18 protein-coding genes and 4 tRNA genes are annotated in these 15,888 nt (G+C 65.2%); 2 read left to right on the top strand and 20 right to left on the bottom strand.

What is annotated here, in order from left to right; genetic code table 11:
* The 10 genes from ON43_RS31830 to ON43_RS31875 all read right to left on the bottom strand — a co-directional run.
* Nucleotides 1-1,139, bottom strand: a 1,139-nt coding sequence (locus tag ON43_RS31830; protein ID WP_157514258.1) for an MCE family protein, incomplete at its 3' end; no start/stop codon positions are given.
* A gap of 18 nt (nucleotides 1,140-1,157) precedes the next feature.
* Entirely contained in the window at nucleotides 1,158-2,165 is a 1,008-nt protein-coding gene (locus ON43_RS31835; RefSeq protein WP_040813460.1) for an MCE family protein, read from the bottom strand.
* On the bottom strand, nucleotides 2,165-3,241 hold the full coding sequence (locus ON43_RS31840; protein ID WP_040813484.1) for an MCE family protein: 1,077 nt from the start codon (nucleotides 3,239-3,241) through the stop codon (nucleotides 2,165-2,167). The genes ON43_RS31835 and ON43_RS31840 overlap by 1 nt, the downstream gene beginning before the upstream one ends.
* Before the next feature lie 8 nt (nucleotides 3,242-3,249).
* Complete coding sequence (locus tag ON43_RS31845) at nucleotides 3,250-4,602, bottom strand: MCE family protein (protein ID WP_051179524.1); 1,353 nt, start codon at nucleotides 4,600-4,602, stop codon at nucleotides 3,250-3,252.
* Nucleotides 4,599-5,465, bottom strand: coding sequence for an MlaE family ABC transporter permease (locus ON43_RS31850; protein ID WP_051179525.1), 867 nt, complete (start codon nucleotides 5,463-5,465; stop codon nucleotides 4,599-4,601). Before ON43_RS31850 ends, ON43_RS31845 begins: the two co-directional genes overlap by 4 nt.
* Before the next feature lie 3 nt (nucleotides 5,466-5,468).
* A complete protein-coding gene (locus ON43_RS31855; RefSeq protein WP_040813464.1) occupies nucleotides 5,469-6,263 on the bottom strand; it encodes an MlaE family ABC transporter permease in 795 nt (264 codons plus the stop codon).
* Nucleotides 6,264-6,273: 10 nt separating this feature from the next.
* Nucleotides 6,274-7,335, bottom strand: coding sequence for an ABC transporter ATP-binding protein (locus ON43_RS31860; protein ID WP_040813465.1), 1,062 nt, complete (start codon nucleotides 7,333-7,335; stop codon nucleotides 6,274-6,276).
* Nucleotides 7,336-7,610: 275 nt separating this feature from the next.
* Nucleotides 7,611-7,991: a 50S ribosomal protein L7/L12 gene (rplL, locus tag ON43_RS31865; protein WP_040813467.1), complete on the bottom strand. Its 381-nt coding sequence runs from the start codon at nucleotides 7,989-7,991 to the stop codon at nucleotides 7,611-7,613.
* 63 nt (nucleotides 7,992-8,054) lie between these two features.
* Nucleotides 8,055-8,618: a 50S ribosomal protein L10 gene (gene rplJ, locus ON43_RS31870; RefSeq protein WP_040813468.1), complete on the bottom strand. Its 564-nt coding sequence runs from the start codon at nucleotides 8,616-8,618 to the stop codon at nucleotides 8,055-8,057.
* A gap of 301 nt (nucleotides 8,619-8,919) precedes the next feature.
* Nucleotides 8,920-9,648: a chymotrypsin family serine protease gene (locus ON43_RS31875; protein ID WP_157514257.1), complete on the bottom strand. Its 729-nt coding sequence runs from the start codon at nucleotides 9,646-9,648 to the stop codon at nucleotides 8,920-8,922.
* Nucleotides 9,649-9,825: 177 nt separating this feature from the next.
* Here ON43_RS31875 and ON43_RS31880 point away from each other — a divergent pair, with 177 nt between their 5' ends.
* Nucleotides 9,826-10,107, top strand: a complete 282-nt coding sequence (locus tag ON43_RS31880; RefSeq protein ID WP_040813470.1) for a hypothetical protein — start codon at nucleotides 9,826-9,828, stop codon at nucleotides 10,105-10,107.
* A gap of 148 nt (nucleotides 10,108-10,255) precedes the next feature.
* Here ON43_RS31880 and rplA read toward each other — a convergent pair whose 3' ends face one another.
* The 10 genes from rplA to ON43_RS31930 all read right to left on the bottom strand — a co-directional run bounded on the left by rplA (nucleotide 10,256) and on the right by ON43_RS31930 (nucleotide 15,227).
* On the bottom strand, nucleotides 10,256-10,966 hold the full coding sequence (gene rplA / locus ON43_RS31885) for a 50S ribosomal protein L1 (RefSeq protein ID WP_033088696.1): 711 nt from the start codon (nucleotides 10,964-10,966) through the stop codon (nucleotides 10,256-10,258).
* 92 nt (nucleotides 10,967-11,058) lie between these two features.
* The gene (gene rplK, locus ON43_RS31890) at nucleotides 11,059-11,493 is read right to left on the bottom strand and encodes a 50S ribosomal protein L11 (protein WP_040813474.1); all 435 of its coding nucleotides are present in this window, start codon (nucleotides 11,491-11,493) and stop codon (nucleotides 11,059-11,061) included.
* A 164-nt stretch (nucleotides 11,494-11,657) separates the two neighbouring features.
* Complete coding sequence (gene nusG / locus ON43_RS31895; RefSeq protein WP_040813476.1) at nucleotides 11,658-12,458, bottom strand: transcription termination/antitermination protein NusG; 801 nt, start codon at nucleotides 12,456-12,458, stop codon at nucleotides 11,658-11,660.
* Between the two features lie 136 nt (nucleotides 12,459-12,594).
* Nucleotides 12,595-13,008 (bottom strand): preprotein translocase subunit SecE, encoded by a 414-nt coding sequence (secE, locus tag ON43_RS31900; RefSeq protein WP_051179527.1) that lies wholly within the window; start codon nucleotides 13,006-13,008, stop codon nucleotides 12,595-12,597.
* A 6-nt stretch (nucleotides 13,009-13,014) separates the two neighbouring features.
* A tRNA-Trp gene (locus tag ON43_RS31905) sits at nucleotides 13,015-13,087 on the bottom strand.
* Nucleotides 13,088-13,267: 180 nt separating this feature from the next.
* Complete coding sequence (locus ON43_RS31910) at nucleotides 13,268-14,311, bottom strand: fused (3R)-hydroxyacyl-ACP dehydratase subunits HadA/HadB (RefSeq protein WP_040813491.1); 1,044 nt, start codon at nucleotides 14,309-14,311, stop codon at nucleotides 13,268-13,270.
* A 194-nt stretch (nucleotides 14,312-14,505) separates the two neighbouring features.
* Nucleotides 14,506-14,676 carry a 50S ribosomal protein L33 gene (rpmG, locus tag ON43_RS31915; protein WP_029925945.1) on the bottom strand — a complete coding sequence of 57 codons (171 nt, stop codon included), beginning with the start codon at nucleotides 14,674-14,676 and terminating at the stop codon, nucleotides 14,506-14,508.
* A gap of 43 nt (nucleotides 14,677-14,719) precedes the next feature.
* Nucleotides 14,720-14,792: transfer RNA gene (locus ON43_RS31920), tRNA-Met, on the bottom strand.
* Nucleotides 14,793-14,872: 80 nt separating this feature from the next.
* A tRNA-Thr gene (locus ON43_RS31925) sits at nucleotides 14,873-14,945 on the bottom strand.
* A 199-nt stretch (nucleotides 14,946-15,144) separates the two neighbouring features.
* Nucleotides 15,145-15,227: transfer RNA gene (locus ON43_RS31930), tRNA-Tyr, on the bottom strand.
* A gap of 140 nt (nucleotides 15,228-15,367) precedes the next feature.
* Between ON43_RS31930 and ON43_RS31935 the strand changes: the two genes are divergently transcribed.
* On the top strand, nucleotides 15,368-15,859 hold the full coding sequence (locus ON43_RS31935) for a YajQ family cyclic di-GMP-binding protein (protein WP_040813480.1): 492 nt from the start codon (nucleotides 15,368-15,370) through the stop codon (nucleotides 15,857-15,859).
* Nucleotides 15,860-15,888: the final 29 nt, after the last annotated feature.

The following is a 15,888-nucleotide window of genomic DNA, read 5'->3' on the forward strand; positions in this document are numbered from 1 at the left end:
CCGAAGGGCAGCACCAGCGTCGGCGTCTTCACGCCCGCGGTGAGCTGATCGGTGATCGCCTTGCAGCTGTTCAGGATCGGGCCCATCTGCCGGGAGATGGCGTCGAACTTGGGGTCGCCGGGACGCAGCTTGCCCAGGTCCAGCATCTTGCAGATGACGCCGAAGGGGTCCTGCAGATCGGTGAAGTTGGGCCGCATGTCCAGCGTGCCGGTCTCGGCGTTGTGGACATTGATCAGGTTGCTCAGCGCGGTCGGGATGAGCGGCAGCGCCTTGGCCAGATCGTCGCGCTGATCGGCGAGGGTCTGGGTGAGCTTGGTCAGCGCGTCGGCGTTGGACTGCACCAGTTCCCGGTTGTCGTCGATGAACCGGGCCACGTCGCCGAGCGCGACCGACAGCAGGCTCAGCGCGTCGCCGAGGGTCTGGCGCTCGTCGGACAGGAACCCGGCCAGCGAGGCCAGCTGGGTGTTGAAGGTCCGCACCTGGGAGTCGTTGTCGGCCAGGGTCTGCACGAAGGTCTGCAGGTTCTTGATCGTGTCGAAGATGTCGCCGCGCGAATCCGAGAGCGCGTGCGCGGCCTTGGACAGCTGGGTGAAGCTGTTGCCCAGCGCCTCACCGTTGCCGGAGAGGTTGTCCGCGGAGGTGCGCACCAGCTGGTTCAGCGCGCCGTCCTTGTTGGCGCCGTTGGGGCCCAGGGCATCCGAGAGCTCGGTGATCGACTTGTAGAGCCGGTCCACCTCGACCGGGGTCGCGGTGCGGTCCTTCGGAATCTTGGCGTCGCGGCCCATCTTGGGTCCGCCCTTGTAGGCGGGCGCGAGCTGGATGTAGCGGTCCGACACCACCGACGGGGTGATCTGGGCGGCCTTGGCGTCGGCCGGAATGTCGTATTTGCGATCGACTTCCATGACGACCTGGACGATCTCGCCCTTCGGCGTCACCTTCGTGACATGGCCGACCGGCACACCGAGGATGCGGACGTCCGAACCCTCGTAGATGCCGATGGACTTGTCGAAGTCGGCGGTGATGGTCGTGGTGTTGAGCTTCTGGAAGCCCCACCACGCGACCGCCGCGAGCGCGACCCCGAGGACGGCCACCAGGGCGATGACCTTGCTCTTGGTGCTGGTGCCGCGCAGAGCGGTCAGCGGATTCTTCGCCACGGGTTAACCTCCCAACTTTCGGATCGGATCGCGGTTACCCGGAATGTCCGGCAGCGCGGGCGGAATCAGGTTGGTGATGACCGCGTCGAACCAGCGGCCGGTGCCCAGCACATTGGAGTACAGCCCGTAGAAGGGCGCGGCCAAGGTGAGGGTCTTGGAGATGTCGGCCTGATGGTCGTTGAGCAGGTCGATGGTCTTGTTGAGGTTGGTCAGCGCGGGGCCGATCTGCTCCTCGTTGTCCTTGACCAGCGCGGTCAGTTCCGCCGCAATGGTTTTCGCGCCGGTGAGCAGCTGGTGGATGGCCTGCTGGCGCACGTTCAGCTCGGCCAGCAGCTCGCCGCCGTTGGCGATCAGCCGCTCGAATTCCTGATTGCGGTCCGCGAGCACCTTGGAGGTGGTCTTGGTGGCGGCGAACAGCTTCTTGAGCTGATCGTCGCGCTTGGCCAGGGTCTCCGAGAGCCGGGCGACGCCGTCGATGGAGCCGCGCAGTTCCGGCGGGGTCGCCGAGAACGCGTCCGAGAGCACCTGGAAGCTCTGCGCGAGCTGGGTGGTGTTGGTCTCCTCGATGTTCTTGGCGGCATCGCTGAACGCGTCCACCACGTCATAGGGAGACACGGTGCGCGACAACGGGATCACGTCCGAGGGGTTGAGGATCTTGGTGCCCTTGGGATCGAGCGCCAGATACTTCTGCCCGAGCAGCGTCTTGATCTGGATGGAGGCGGTGGTCTCGTTGCCGATCCAGGCGTCCTGGGTGCGGAAGTCCACCAGCACCTTGTCGCCCTTCAGGCGGACGTCGGACACCGAGCCCACCTTCACGCCGGCGATCCGGACCTCGTTGCCCTTCTTCAGGCCCGCGGCCTCGGAGAATTCGGCGGTGTACTTGGTGCCGGCCGACAGCAGCGGCAGCTTGTCCAGGCTGAAGGCGGACATGGTCACCAGCAGCACCATGAGCAGGCCGAGCCCGCCCATGAAAACCGGGCTGCGCTTGCCCAATACGACGCGGTCGTCCATCAGCGGCCTCCCTTCCCATGGCAGCGCGGGGCCGGATTCGTGTAGATCGGCTGATTCACCGTCGGCATGTTCTGCAGTGCGGGCGGGAAGTTCAGCTGCGGCGCGTCCTTCAGACCCGGCCCGGCGACGATGTCGATGCCGCACAGGTAGAACTGGAACCAGGAGCCGTAAGACGCCGCGCGCCCGAGCTTCTCCATCTTGATGGGCAGGTTGGTCAGGCCCTCGTCGACCTCGTCCTTGCGGTCGTTGAGCGTGCCGGTCAGCTGGTTCAGGCCCGCGATGGCGCCCTGCAGGTTCGGCCGCACCGGGACCAGCAGGTCCGCGGTGGCCGAGGCCAGATTGCCCAGCGAGGTGACGGCCGAGCCGATGGTGCCGCGCTCGGCGTTCAGCCCGGTGACCAGCGCCTCGGTGTTCACGATCAGCTGGTCCAGCTGATCGCCGCGCGAATTGATGCTGTCCAGCACGGCATTCAGGTTCTTGATCAGCTCACCGATCACCGCGTCCTTGTCGGCCACCTTGTTGGTGAGCGAGGCGGTATTGGCGACCAGATCCGCGATGGTGCCGGATTCGCCCTGGAAGACCTGGATGATCTCGTAGGACAGCTTGTTCACGTCCTCGGGCGTGAGGGTCTGGAACAGCGGCCGGAAACCGTTGAACAGCTCGGTCAGATTGACCGCGGGCTTGGTGCGCTCCAGCGGGATGGTCGCGCCCTTGTTCATCTTGCGGCCCTGCTGCCCGGTGCCCTGTTCCAGCGCGATGTAGCGCTGGCCCACCAGGTTCCGGTACTTGATGGTCGCGGTGGTGGAGGCGGGCAGCCAATCCCGGTCGGTCAGTTCGAATTCCACATTGGCCAGGCGCTTGTCCACGATGGACACATTGGTCACCTTGCCCACGCGGACACCGGCGATGCGCACCTCGTCGCCCTTGTTCAGGGAGGTCACATCGGTGAAGCGGGCATGGAACTTGGTGCCGCCGCCACCGTAGTTGGCGATGGTCAGCGCCAGCACGCCCGTCAGGAAGACCGTGACGAGAATGAAGGCGATCAGTTTGGTCAGCGTCGGCCCGAGGCCGCGCAGCAGATCCTTCACTTGACGCTCACCTCACTGCCACGGAACGCCGGGGCGGCGATCTTGGTCACCCAGCTCGGCACCTCATCCGGCGAAACACCGTGCGCGGCACCGTAGATCGCGCCCAGGGCCTGCGACTCCTGCGGCGAGTAGGCGGTGGTCGGCGTGTAGGGGCCGTACACCTTGTACTGCGGTTCCGGCATCTTGCCGATGTTCTGGTCGCCCGGATTGCGGGTGGGCGGCTGGTAGGAGCCGTCATTGGCGGAACCGTTGGTGTACTGGCCCGGGTCGGTGCCCGGCGGGTACATCGGAACGCACATGGGGCCGCGCGGATCGAACCAGCGCGGTTCGTCCTGGTTGGGGACGTAGCGGCCGCGGTTGTTCACGATCGACACGCTCACCCGCGAGCCCGGCAGGTCGGTGCCCTTGCCGAAGATCTGGTCGATGCGCGGCTTGAGCTCCGCGAAACCGGCCAGCGCGCAGGTGTAGGCGGGCGAGTACTTGGCCAGCGCCTCGAGCGCGGGCCGCGAGTCGGCGGCCACGTCGATGATGTTGTCGCGGTTGGCCAGCAGGAAGTCCGCGGTGGTGGCGGCGCTCGGGGTGAGCGTGGCCATCAGGGTGTCGATCTGCGAACGCTTCTGCACGATGGTCGCGTTGGTGGTGCGCAGGTTGTCCAGCGCGTCCACCAGTTGCGGGGCGGCGTCGGCGTAGGTGGTCGCCACATCGGCCAGGCTCTTCAGATCCTGTTGCAGCGTGGGCATTTCGCCGTTGACCTGCGTGATGATGGTATCGAGCCGGTCCACCGTCTTGCCCAGTTCCTCGCCCTGGCCCTGCAGCGCGTTGGACAGCGCGCCCAGTGTGGAGGACAGGTACTGCGGCGGAATCGCCTGCAGCAGCGGCAGGATGTGGTCCAGCAGCTGGCTCACCTCGACGGCATTGCCGCTGGTGTCCTGGTGCAGGGTGACGCCCGCGGTGAGGTGGCCCTGCGGGTTGTCGGGCCACACCAGATCGATGTAGCGCTCGCCGAACAGCGTCTTGGGCAGCAGTCGCGCGGTCACATTGGCCGGGATCTCGCTCGCCTTGGACGGGTCGATGGCCAGGTCCAGCTTGACGTTCTTGCCGTCGTAATCGCTGGACCGCAGCTCGCCGACGGTGACGCCGCGGACCTTCACATCCGCGTTGCGGGTCAAGGCGTTTCCGACGGTGTCGGTGATCAGGTTGACCCGCACCGTATCCACAAACTGCTTGTTGTAGACGGCGATGGTGGTCCAGAGGAAAAGGGCGACCAGTACGAAGAAGAGCAGGCCGAGGGTCCGGGTGCGCAGCTTCTCGGTGGACCGCCAGAACTGCACACGCTGTGGGTTGCTCATCCCGCCACCCGCACCGTCGTGGTCGTACCCCAGATGGCCAGGGACAGGAAGAAGTCCAGCACATTGATGAGCACGATCGCGGCACGCACCGCGCGGCCCACGGCCACACCCACGCCCGCGGGGCCGCCGCTGGCGTTGTAGCCGTAGTAGCAGTGCACCAGGATGATGACGAACGCGAAGACCAGCACCTTCACGAACGAATAGAGCACGTCCTCCGGTGGCAGGAACAGGCTGAAGTAGTGGTCATAGGAACCACTCGATTGCCCGTTGAAGTAGATGCTGATCAACCGCGAGGCCAGGTAGGTGCCCAGCAGGCCGACCACGTACAGCGGAATCACCGCGAGGAAGCCCGCGATGGCGCGCGTGGTCACCAGGAACGGCACCGACGGCACCGCCATCACCTCGAGCGCGTCGATCTCCTCGGAGATGCGCATGGCGCCCAGCTGCGCGGTGAAACCACAGCCGACGGTCGCCGAAAGCGCCAGTGCCGCAACCAGAGGCGCGAGCTCACGGGTGTTGATGTACCCGGTCAGGAAGCCGGTGAGGACGCCCGAGCCAAGGGCGTCAAGGGCTTTGAAGCCCTGCAGACCCACGACCACGCCGACCGAGGCCGACATGAACACGATCACGCCGATGGTGCCGCCGATGACCGCGAGCGCGCCCGAGCCGAAGGTCACCTCGGCCAGCAGCCGCATGACCTCCTTGCGGAAGTGCACGATGGTTCTCGGGATGGCCCCGATGGCCTTCGAGTAGAAGGACATCTGGTCGCCGGCCTTGTCGACCAGGTTCACCGGAGCCTCGAGCACAGGCTTCACCCGGCGTGCCGACCGGGAGAACACGGTGGAACGCTGCGAAACAACCATGGATCACGCGCCCTTTGCGGGGACGACCTGAAGATAGATCAGGGTGAGGACCAGATTCAGGAAGAACAAGACGAGGAACGTGATCACCACGGACTGGTTCACCGCGTCACCCACTCCTTTCGGTCCCCCCTTCGGATGCAGGCCCTTGTAGGCGGCGATCACACCCGCCACCAGACCGAAGATCAGCGCCTTGATCTCGCCGATCACCAGGTCCGGGATCTGGGCGAGGGCGGAGAAGGACGCCAGATACGCGCCCGGGGTGCCGCCCTGCAGCCCCACGTTGAAGAAATAGCCGCCGCAGATGCCGACCACCGAGACCAGGCCGTTGAGCAGGAAGGCGACCAGCATCATGCCCAGCACGCGCGGAACCACCAGGCGCTGAATGGGATCGATGCCGAGGACCTCCATGGCGTCGATCTCCTCGCGGATGGTGCGCGAGCCGAGATCGGCGGCCACGGCCGAACCGGCCGCGCCGGCGATGATCAATGCGGTCACGACCGGTGCGGCTTGCTGGACGGTGGCCAGCACGGAGGTCGCGCCGGTGAAGTTCTCCGCCCCCAGCTGCTTGATCAGCGAGCCGGTCTGCAGGGCCACCACGGCGCCGAACGGGATTGCCACCAGGGCGGCCGGGAGGATCGAGACACTCGCGATGAACCACGACTGTTCGATGAACTCCCGAACCTGGAAAGGCCGGCGGAACGTCTTCCGGAGCACGTCCAGAAACAGTGCGAAGATGTTGCCGGCCTGGGCAAGTCCCGACTCGACCGGGGTGCGCAGTCGCGTCAGGGTGGGATTCACGCCGCGTATGTTACCCGTTAGTCAGGTTCTGTCGAACCGTGGTGTCGTACCCGCCGGTATAGGCGGGAATCACCTGTGTGTCGGGATCATCGCCGTTCTGCTCCATCGACTCCCGAATGGCTTCCTGAGCGGCCGGGGGCAGGGTGTGCATGATCTGGCGGACCCGCTCGCGACGACGGGCCACGGCCCCGCGGACCGGCATGCCCGGCGTGGCGCGCATCTGCGGGATGATGCCCTCGATCTCCTCCGCGCCACCGCTGTGGTGACCGGCGTCGAACATGGCCTGCTCGCGGGCCATCTGGGCTTCGTCCTTCTCCTCGGACATACCGATGGGGCCCTGCATGCGGCCGTTGAGGAACTGCTTGACCACCGGCTCCTCCGAGGTGAGCAGCACCTCGCGGGGACCGAACATGACCAGGTTGCGGCGGAACAGCATGCCGATGTTGTCCGGCACGGTACGGGCCAGGTTGATGTTGTGCGTGACGATCAGGATCGTGGCGTCGATCTGCGAGTTGATGTCGATCAGCAACTGCGAGAGGTACGTGGTGCGAACGGGATCCAGACCGGAGTCCGGCTCGTCGACGAGGATGATCTGCGGGTCCAGCACCAGCGCGCGAGCCAGGCCGGCACGCTTGCGCATACCACCGGAGATCTCACCGGGCAGCTTCCCCTCCGCGCCCAGCAGACCGGTCAGCTCGAGCTTCTCCATGACGATCTTCTTGATCTCGGATTCGCTCTTCTTGGTGTGCTCGCGCAGCGGGAAGGCCGTGTTGTCGAACAGGTTCATGGACCCGAACAGCGCGCCGTCCTGGAAGAGGACGCCGAACAGCTTGCGGATCTCGTAGAGCTCCTTGTTGGAGCAGGTGGTGATGTCGGTGCCGTCGATATAGATCGAGCCCTTCTCCGGGCGGAGCAGACCGATCAACGACTTGAGGAAGACGGACTTACCGGTACCGGACGGGCCGAGCAGAGCGCTGACTTCCCCCGGGGGCAGCGTCAGAGTGACGTCCTGCCAAATACGCTGAGAACCGAACGACTTCGTGATGCCTTCGGTCCTGACCTCGACGCCCACGCCAACCTCCACTTTCTCCGACGAGCGCCCTACATGTAACAGTGAGCCACAAAATCGCGCGGTGTGGCGCGTCACAGTAGGTTCGGCCACTGTATCGCATATATACCGTCTCGGACACCGGGACCTGACTGGTCGGTAGAAAGTTTCATTCCGAGGTCCCGATCACGCGCATATTAAGGGAGAAAGATACGCGAAAAGGGCGGCCCCGCAATGGGAACCGCCCTTTTCACAAAGGGACGCGTTGCCGAGTATGACCCCGGCACACAATCTCCGTCTTACTTGACGGTGATCTTCGCGCCGGCCTCCTCGAGCTTGGCCTTGGCGGCCTCGGCGGCCTCCTTGTTGACCTTCTCCAGGATGGCCTTCGGGGCACCCTCGACGAGGTCCTTGGCTTCCTTCAGGCCCAGGCCGGAGACGATCTCACGCACGACCTTGATGACCTGGATCTTCTTGTCGCCGGCACCCTCGAGGATGACGTCGAACTCGTCCTGCTCCTCGGCAGCCTCGGCCGGGGCAGCGCCACCGGCGACCGCGGCGACGGCGACCGGAGCAGCGGCGGTGACCTCGAACTTGTCCTCGAACGCCTTCACGAACTCGGACAGCTCCAGCAGGGTCATGCCGGCGAAGGTCTCGAGCAGCTCATCAACGTTGGCCATTGATATTTCCTTTCGTAGGTTCGTCGCTGTGTCGACAGCGGCGAATAGGTTTGGGGTAGTGACTTATTCGGCGTCGGCAGCAGCGTCGGCGGCCGGAGCGGCAGCGCCACCCTCGGTCTGCTTCTTCTCCTGCAGGGCGGCCAGCAGGCGCGCCACCTGGTTGCCGGGAGCGGCGAACAGGCCGGCAGCCTTGGACAGGTTGCCCTTCATGGCGCCGGCCAGCTTGGCCAGCAGCACCTCGCGCGACTCCAGGTCGGCGATGCGCTCGACCTCGGACACGGACAGCGCCTGGCCGTCCATGTAGCCGCCCTTGATGATCAGCGCCTTGTTGTCCTTGGCGAACGCCTTCAGCGCCTTCGCGGCGTCGACCGGCTCACCCGTAATGAAGGTGATGGCGGTCGGACCGACGAACAAGTCATCCAGGCCTTCCACGCCCGCCTCGGCGGCGGCACGCTTGACCAGGGTGTTCTTGGCGACGGAGTAGGTGGCGTTCGCGCCGAGCGCACGACGCAGCTCAGTGATCTTGCCGACGGACAGGCCACGGTATTCCGTGACGACAGTCGCGGTGGACGACTTGAACTGCTCAGTGATCTCCGCGACCGCGGTGACCTTCTCAGCCTTTGCCATACTTCGCCTCCTCTCTGGATGGTCGGTTCTCGTATGAACTACCGAGTTCCGCCACAGGGGTCAGCGAACGAAAAACGCCCCGGACGCAGAGGTCCCGGGGCGTAGAAGAAACGGGGCGAGCCTGGGCTCACGGTTTCCCTTACCTCGGCTCTCCCTGCGTGGGCCGCCAGCGCTAGCGCCGGACCTTCAGCCGCCTCTCGGCAGCAACCAACGGTCTTCGGTAGAACGATTTGGGGGTGATCATCAACAGGTGCTCCGAAAAGCTTCTCAATGACCGTCGTCCAATATAGCGGACGCGCATCTAACCAGCAAAATCGAGGTGGAATCCGGCCCCGACCCCGCCGCGACGGTCCAGATCCTCGAGGATCGCGGTCATGGACGAGCTCCCGCCCCACACCCACTGATTGCCGATCAGCGCCTCGCCCACGACCACCGGCGCACCGGAATCACCGGGAAACTCGGGCACCGTCGTCACCAGATACGGCCCCATCGACGTCAGCGTCGTACCGCAGGTCCGGCCGCTGGTATTGCCCTGCTTGCACACCGCGGTGCCCTCCGGCGGCGGCGCCGCTATCCGCCGAATCGTGGTATCCCCCACCGTCGCAACGGGTTTCACCTTCGACCGGTCGAGAACGATCACGGCGTAATCCAACCCCACCCCGTGCGGCCCGGGCCCGATCGGATTGCCGCCGCTGACATAGTCGACGGTCCCGATCCGCCCCAGCGACAGGTCCTGCCCCGGCCCGTTCTCGACCGCCGACTGCAGATAGACCGCATCCCCCCGCTCATAAGCGCAATGCGCATTGGTGAGCCCCACCAGATTTCCCACCCCATCCGACCCGATAGCGGTCAGCGTGCAGAAATGCAGCAGTGAAATCGACCCCACCGGCACTCCCCACTGCAACGCCACACCGGTGCCTCCCCCCACCTCCACCCGCCCCGGTTCATCCGCACGCGCGACCGCGCCACCGGCGACGACCGCCAGCAACACCGCACCGAAAAGCATTGCCCCCGAGCAATACCGGTTCATCCGTCATATCCAACTGCCCACCGCGCCCCACGCCACGACCCGAACCGATCCCCCGCTCCCACGGCGTGTCGAAATCATCACTCCCCCAACCTCACCGGCGACAAGACTATGAAACCTGGGTATTTCAGAATGTTGCCCGCGCGGATAAATTCGCCGAATCCAAACCCGGAGGTACCCATGATCCGCCCCCTCACCAAAGCCCTTGCCACACTGGCCCTCACCGCCGGCCTCACCGGCCTGGCCCTGTCCCCCGCGCAGGCCGCCCCAGCCAATATCCAACCCACCGCCGACTCCAGCACCGGATCCTCCTCCGGATCCTCCAAGGTCCTGGCCCTGCCCCTGGCCTTCCTGGCCTTCCCGGTCTGCTACAACGACTCCACCGACCCCAACTACAAGCCCAACGCCATATGCACCTTCATGATGGGCCTCTACTCCGGCAGCGCCAGCCTCCTCCCCTGACCCACCCCACCAAACACCAAGGGCTGCCACGGTTTCCCGCACTCATCCGTCGCGGAGCACGCCGCACCCCCACCAACACCAAGGGCCGGCACGATTTCTCGTGCCGGCCCTTGTATGTTTTGCGTCGCTACGCGATCGCGAAGGGGACTCAGTCCTCTTCGGCGAAGTTGCGGGTGCGGTTCGGATCCACCGGGATGCCCGGTCCGGTGTTCGTGGAGAACGTCACCTTCTTGACGTAGCGGCCCTTCGCGGTGGAGGGCTTGACACGCAGGATCTCGTCGAGCGCGGCGCCGTAGTTCTCGGCCAGCTTCTTCTCGTCGAAGGAAGCCTTGCCGATCACGAAGTGCAGGTTGGCCTGCTTGTCGACGCGGAAGTTGATCTTGCCGCCCTTGATGTCCTGAACGGCCTTGGTCACGTCGGGGGTGACGGTGCCGGTCTTGGGGTTCGGCATCAGACCGCGCGGGCCCAGGACACGCGCGATGCGACCGACCTTGGCCATCTGGTCCGGGGTGGCGATCGCGGCGTCGAAGTCCAGCCAGCCGCCCTGGATCCGCTCGATCAGGTCCTCGGCGCCCACGGCGTCGGCACCGGCGGCCTCGGCCTCGGCGGCCTTGTCGCCGACGGCGAACACGATGACGCGGGCGGTCTTACCGGTGCCGTGCGGCAGGTTGACGGTGCCGCGGACCATCTGGTCGGCCTTGCGGGGATCGACGCCCAGACGGACGGCGACCTCGACGGTGGCGTCGGTCTTGGTGGTCGCGGTCTCCTTCGCCAGGCGCACGGCGCTCAGCGGGGAGTACAGCGCGGCGCGGTCGACCTTGGCGGCCGCCTCGAGATAAGCCTTGCTTCGTTTTGCCATGATTGTCTGTCCTTGTCTAAGTCAGAAGTGGTGCGGGACAGGCGGTCCCTCCCACGCGAGCTCCGCATCGCTTGTCAGCGACACAGCAGGCTCTACTCCGCGATGGTGATACCCATCGAGCGGGCGGTACCAGCGATGATCTTCGCCGCGGCGTCGATGTCGTTGGCGTTGAGGTCTTCCTGCTTGGTCTTGGCGATCTCACGGATCTGATCCATGGTGACCTGCGCGACCTTGGTGCGGTGCGGCTCGGCGGAGCCCTTCTGCACACCGGCGGCCTTCAGCAGCAGACGCGCGGCGGGCGGCGTCTTCAGCTTGAAGTCGAACGAGCGGTCCTCGTAGACCGTGATCTCGACCGGGATGACGTTGCCGCGCTGCGACTCGGTCGCCGCGTTGTACGCCTTGCAGAACTCCATGATGTTGACGCCGTGCTGACCCAGCGCGGGGCCGACCGGCGGGGCCGGGTTAGCGGCACCGGCCTGGATCTGGAGCTTGATAAGCCCAGAGACCTTCTTCTTCTTCGGGGGCATCTTTCTTCCTTGGTTAGGTTCCTTACGGATCACCCGTAAGCCTTTTCCGGGATTTGCGCCTAGGGCAATGTCAACATTCGGCCCCAGGCACAACCCGGCAAGTCTACGTGAACGCGAAAAAGGCGGTGACACCGGGTGAAACCCGGGCCACCGCCTCCACGCGACTAAATCTTGGCGACCTGCGTGAAGGCCAGCTCGACCGGAGTCTCGCGGCCGAAGATCGAGACCAGCACCTTGAGCTTCTGCTGCTCGGCGTTGACCTCGGAGATGCTGGCCGGGAGGGTGGCGAAGGGGCCGTCCATGACGGTGACCGACTCGCCGACCTCGAAGTCGACCTCGATGACCGGCTTCACGATCGAGGTGTCGCCGGAGGTGGTGGCGGTCGCGGCAGCGGCGGCGGCCGGGGCGGCCTTCTTCTGCTGCGCGGCCGGGACCAGGAACTTCACCACTTCGGGAATGGTCAGCGGCGACGGCCGCGAGGTGGCGCCGACGAATCCGGTCACACCGGGGGTGTTGCGCACCGCGCCCCAGGACTCGTCGTTCAGCTCCATGCGGACCAGGATGTAACCCGGCAGCACCTTGCGGTTGACGTTCTTCTTCTGGCCGTTCTTGATCTCGGTGACCTCTTCGGTCGGCACCTCGACCTGGAAGATGTACTCCTCGAGACCGAGGTTCTGCACGCGGGTCTCGAGATTGGTCTTCACCTTGTTCTCGTAGCCGGCGTAGGAGTGCACGACGTACCAGTCGCCGGGCGCGCGGCGCAGCGCGGCGGTCATCTCGGCGACCGGATCGACCGGCTCGTCGGAGATGTCGGCGGCGGGCTGCGCGGGCTCGGACTCCTCCGCGTCGGCGGCGAACTCGTCGGCGGCGAAGCCCTCAGCGTCCTCGACGTCCGCGGCGGTCTCGTCGATCACCACGTCATCCACCGGGAATTCCTCGGTTGTGCCGTTCTCCGGGGTGCTCACTGGGGCACTCGCTTTCTTGGTCGTCACGTAATCCTCTGCGCGCCGGGGCATTACGCCCGGCGGATGGTCCCGCTCCCCCGCCTCTGCACGGGGGCCGGTCACCGGCCGCGACGGTCAGAGGCGGTCATCGTGCCGCCTAGCCGAAGAGCCAGTTGACACCCTTGATGAACGCCAGATCCAACCCGCTGATGTAGGCGATCACGAAGATCACGAACACCAGGACAACGCTCGTATAGGTGACCATCTGCTTGCGGTTGGGCCAGATGACCTTGCGAAGTTCCGCAACAACTTGCTTGAGGAACGTCCACAGGCTCACGAACGGATTGGCCCGACCGTCTTTTCCGGCCTTCTTGGCTTTGCCGGACTGCTTGGGGGTTGCCTTCGTAGCCGACGGACGATCGATCGTCGCGGTCGCACTCGATGACGCACCGCGTGAGCGCCGGGCGGACCGCTTGCCGCTCGGTCGAGCCGCCGCGGCGGTGTCATCGCCATCTTCGTGGCGAAGGTCCCGCTCGTCGTCGCTCACGTCGATCCTCTCTAACGTCGGCATCCAGGGCAGGGGCGACAGGACTTGAACCTGCAACCTGCGGTTTTGGAGACCGCTGCTCTGCCAGTTGAGCTACGCCCCTTCGGCTGGACGGGGTTCGGTCCAGCCACTGTACTTATTCAGTTGTACACGGGTTTTCACACAACATACGCGCCGCTCCTCGGAGCAGCGCGCATCGGCTGGTGACCCCAGATTCCCGAGTGTACGTCACCCCGCGCGGCGATCGCCAATCGGGGTGTCGCGACGTACCTCGGGTCGATTGTCAGGACAGCTGGACGGTTGCGGTGGCGCGGCCGAAGATCTTGCGGCCCTCCGACTTCGCCACGATGGCGATGACGGCGGTGCGGGTCTCGGGGTCCACGGACTTCACCTTGCCGGTGTATTCGATCTCCGCCGGGCGGTCGGCCGGGACGTACACGGGGCTGGTGAAGCGCACGTTGTACTCCTTGACCGCACCCGGATCGCCCAGCCAGGAGGTGACGAAGCCGCCGCCCAGGCCCATGGTCAGCATGCCGTGCGCCACAACGTTTTCCAGGCCGACCAGCTTCACGACATCGTCGCTCCAGTGGATCGGGTTGGCGTCGCCGGAGACACCGGCGTAGTTGACCAGATCACCGCGGGTGAGCAGGACCGTGCGCGCGGGCAGTTCGTCGCCGGCCGCGATGTCCTCGAAGCGGCGGGTGTGGGCGCTCGCCACCACCTTGCCGGTCGCGGCGACCGGCGCGACCTGCTCGGGCGTTTCGACCTCGACGGGCTTGTCGGCGGCGGCGTCCGGGCCGACCCCGTGCATGAGCACATTGCGCACGGCGTCACCGATATTGGGATCGATGTCACCGCCGCTGCGGCCGATGAGGGTGGTGTAGGTGGTGAGCACCAGCTCGTCGTTCTGGGCGACCACGTCATTGCGGGTGACGATGATGTCGCCGCCGAAGGCCTGCCGGAACGAGTGCAGGTAGACGATGCAGGACAGCTGGTCGCCGGCCTTGATGGGCCGGTGGAACTCCAGGATCTGGTCGGTCTGCATGATCTGGCTCAGGTCGTAGCCGGTGACGATCTGCTCGAAGAGCTTGCGCTGGGCCAGGATTCCGACCAGGGAGATGAAGGTCAGCGGGGCCACCAGGCCGTCGTGGCCGTAGGCGCGGGCGACGTCCTCGTCCCAGTGCACCGGGTGGTAGTCCTGCACGGCGCGGGCGTACTCACGCACCTTCTCGCGGCCGACCTCGTAGTAGTCGTCGACGCGGTAGTGATGGCCGACCATGGCGGCGGCGTGGGCCGCGGGGTCGAAAAGCTCAGTGGAATCGACCATGTCGGCCTCGGGGATCTCGGTGTTGATCGTCACGGCAGGAAGTCCCTATCTGATCCCTCATCAGGATCGGGCGAGAGCGCTGAACCACCGCTATATACACCAAGTGCCGGACCGGAGCCAATGTCCCTTTTCAAGAGACGAATTGACTTGCCGATCCGGCACTGCTTCCACGCGGTAGAACGCGCGGGGTTAAGTTAGCGAGACTCGCGGTGCGCCCGGTGGGTACCGCAGTTCGGGCAGAACTTCTTCAGCTCGAGGCGGTCCGGGTCGTTACGCCGGTTCTTCTTGGTGATGTAGTTGCGGTGCTTGCACTGCTCGCAGGCCAAGGTGATCTTTGGCCGGATATCAGTGGACTTCGCGGCCACGATTTGCCTTCTTTCCGGTCAGCCTGATTGGGATATCAGTATGTAGCGATGGCCGGACTTGAACCGGCGACACAACGATTATGAGTCGTTTGCTCTACCGACTGAGCTACACCGCCATCTGTTGTCGGTACTTGACGGCGGGAAGGTCCCGGTCCTGCGAGGAGAAGCCGAGTCGGTCACCACCGGCAATCCGGCGAGCCCCCTAACGGAATCGAACCGTTGACCTTTTCCTTACCATGGAAACGCTCTGCCGACTGAGCTAAGGGGGCGTGTCTGTCTTGCTCCGGACCAGGCCGGGGCGCTGACGACTTGAACGAGATTACACACTCCCCCGCCGCACCTCCAAATCCGGTGGTCAGAGCATGTTTTGGCGCGGATCGGAAGGGGTTGGCGGGACCAGCCCGCCGCGGGGTGACACAACCTGAAATGCAAAGAACCCCGCGGACCTTGATCCACGGGGTTCTTCGGTGGCAGATGTAGGATTCGAACCTACGTAGGCTTTCGCCGACGGATTTACAGTCCGCTCCCATTGGCCGCTCGGGCAATCTGCCGGGTCACGCCTTGCGGCGCGGTGACGAGAATACATCCAACCCCCTCCCGCAATGCAAACCGGCTGGATATCGCCACGCCGCAGGGACTAGCGTCGGCGTTCGACAGCCCAATTTTCCGATCTCGGACAAGGAGCACAAGCGTGGCCGATTCGTCGTTCGATGTGGTGAGCAAGATCGATCGCCAGGAGGTGGACAACGCGCTCAACCAGGCCGCCAAGGAGCTGAGCCAGCGCTACGACTTCCGCGGCACCGGCGCGAGCATCGAATGGTCCGGCGAGGAGAAGATCATCCTCAGCGCGGAGTCCGAGGATCGCGTGAAGGCGGCGCTGGATGTGTTCAAGGAGAAGCTGATTCGGCGCGATATCTCGCTCAAGGCGTTCGACGCCGGCGATCCGCAGGCGTCCGGAAAGGTGTACAAGATCACAGGCACCCTGGTGCAGGGGATCACCACCGAGAACGCGAAGAAGATCGCCAAGAAGATCCGCGACGAGGGCCCCAAGAGCGTCAAGGCGCAGATTCAGGGCGAGGAGTTGCGGGTCAGCTCCAAGAGCCGCGACGACCTGCAGTCGGTCATCTCCCTGCTCAAGGGCAGCGACTTCGACATCGCCCTGCAGTTCGTGAACTACCGCTAGTAGCGGTGGACGGTGGGGCTACGCCCCCA

The organism is Nocardia concava NBRC 100430 (genome assembly GCF_000308815.1).
GTDB classification, from domain to species: Bacteria; Actinomycetota; Actinomycetes; order Mycobacteriales; family Mycobacteriaceae; genus Nocardia; species Nocardia concava.

Coding starts and splice junctions, on each gene's coding strand:
- ON43_RS31835 (WP_040813460.1), bottom strand. CDS start 2,165: ATGGACGACCGCGTCGTATTGGGCAAGCGCAGCCCGGTTTTCATGGGC.
- ON43_RS31845 (WP_051179524.1), bottom strand. CDS start 4,602: ATGAGCAACCCACAGCGTGTGCAGTTCTGGCGGTCCACCGAGAAGCTG.
- ON43_RS31850 (WP_051179525.1), bottom strand. CDS start 5,465: ATGGTTGTTTCGCAGCGTTCCACCGTGTTCTCCCGGTCGGCACGCCGG.
- rplL (WP_040813467.1), bottom strand. CDS start 7,991: ATGGCCAACGTTGATGAGCTGCTCGAGACCTTCGCCGGCATGACCCTG.
- rplJ (WP_040813468.1), bottom strand. CDS start 8,618: ATGGCAAAGGCTGAGAAGGTCACCGCGGTCGCGGAGATCACTGAGCAG.
- ON43_RS31875 (WP_157514257.1), bottom strand. CDS start 9,648: ATGAACCGGTATTGCTCGGGGGCAATGCTTTTCGGTGCGGTGTTGCTG.
- ON43_RS31880 (WP_040813470.1), top strand. CDS start 9,826: ATGATCCGCCCCCTCACCAAAGCCCTTGCCACACTGGCCCTCACCGCC.
- rplA (WP_033088696.1), bottom strand. CDS start 10,966: ATGGCAAAACGAAGCAAGGCTTATCTCGAGGCGGCCGCCAAGGTCGAC.
- rplK (WP_040813474.1), bottom strand. CDS start 11,493: ATGCCCCCGAAGAAGAAGAAGGTCTCTGGGCTTATCAAGCTCCAGATC.
- secE (WP_051179527.1), bottom strand. CDS start 13,008: ATGCCGACGTTAGAGAGGATCGACGTGAGCGACGACGAGCGGGACCTT.
- ON43_RS31910 (WP_040813491.1), bottom strand. CDS start 14,311: ATGGTCGATTCCACTGAGCTTTTCGACCCCGCGGCCCACGCCGCCGCC.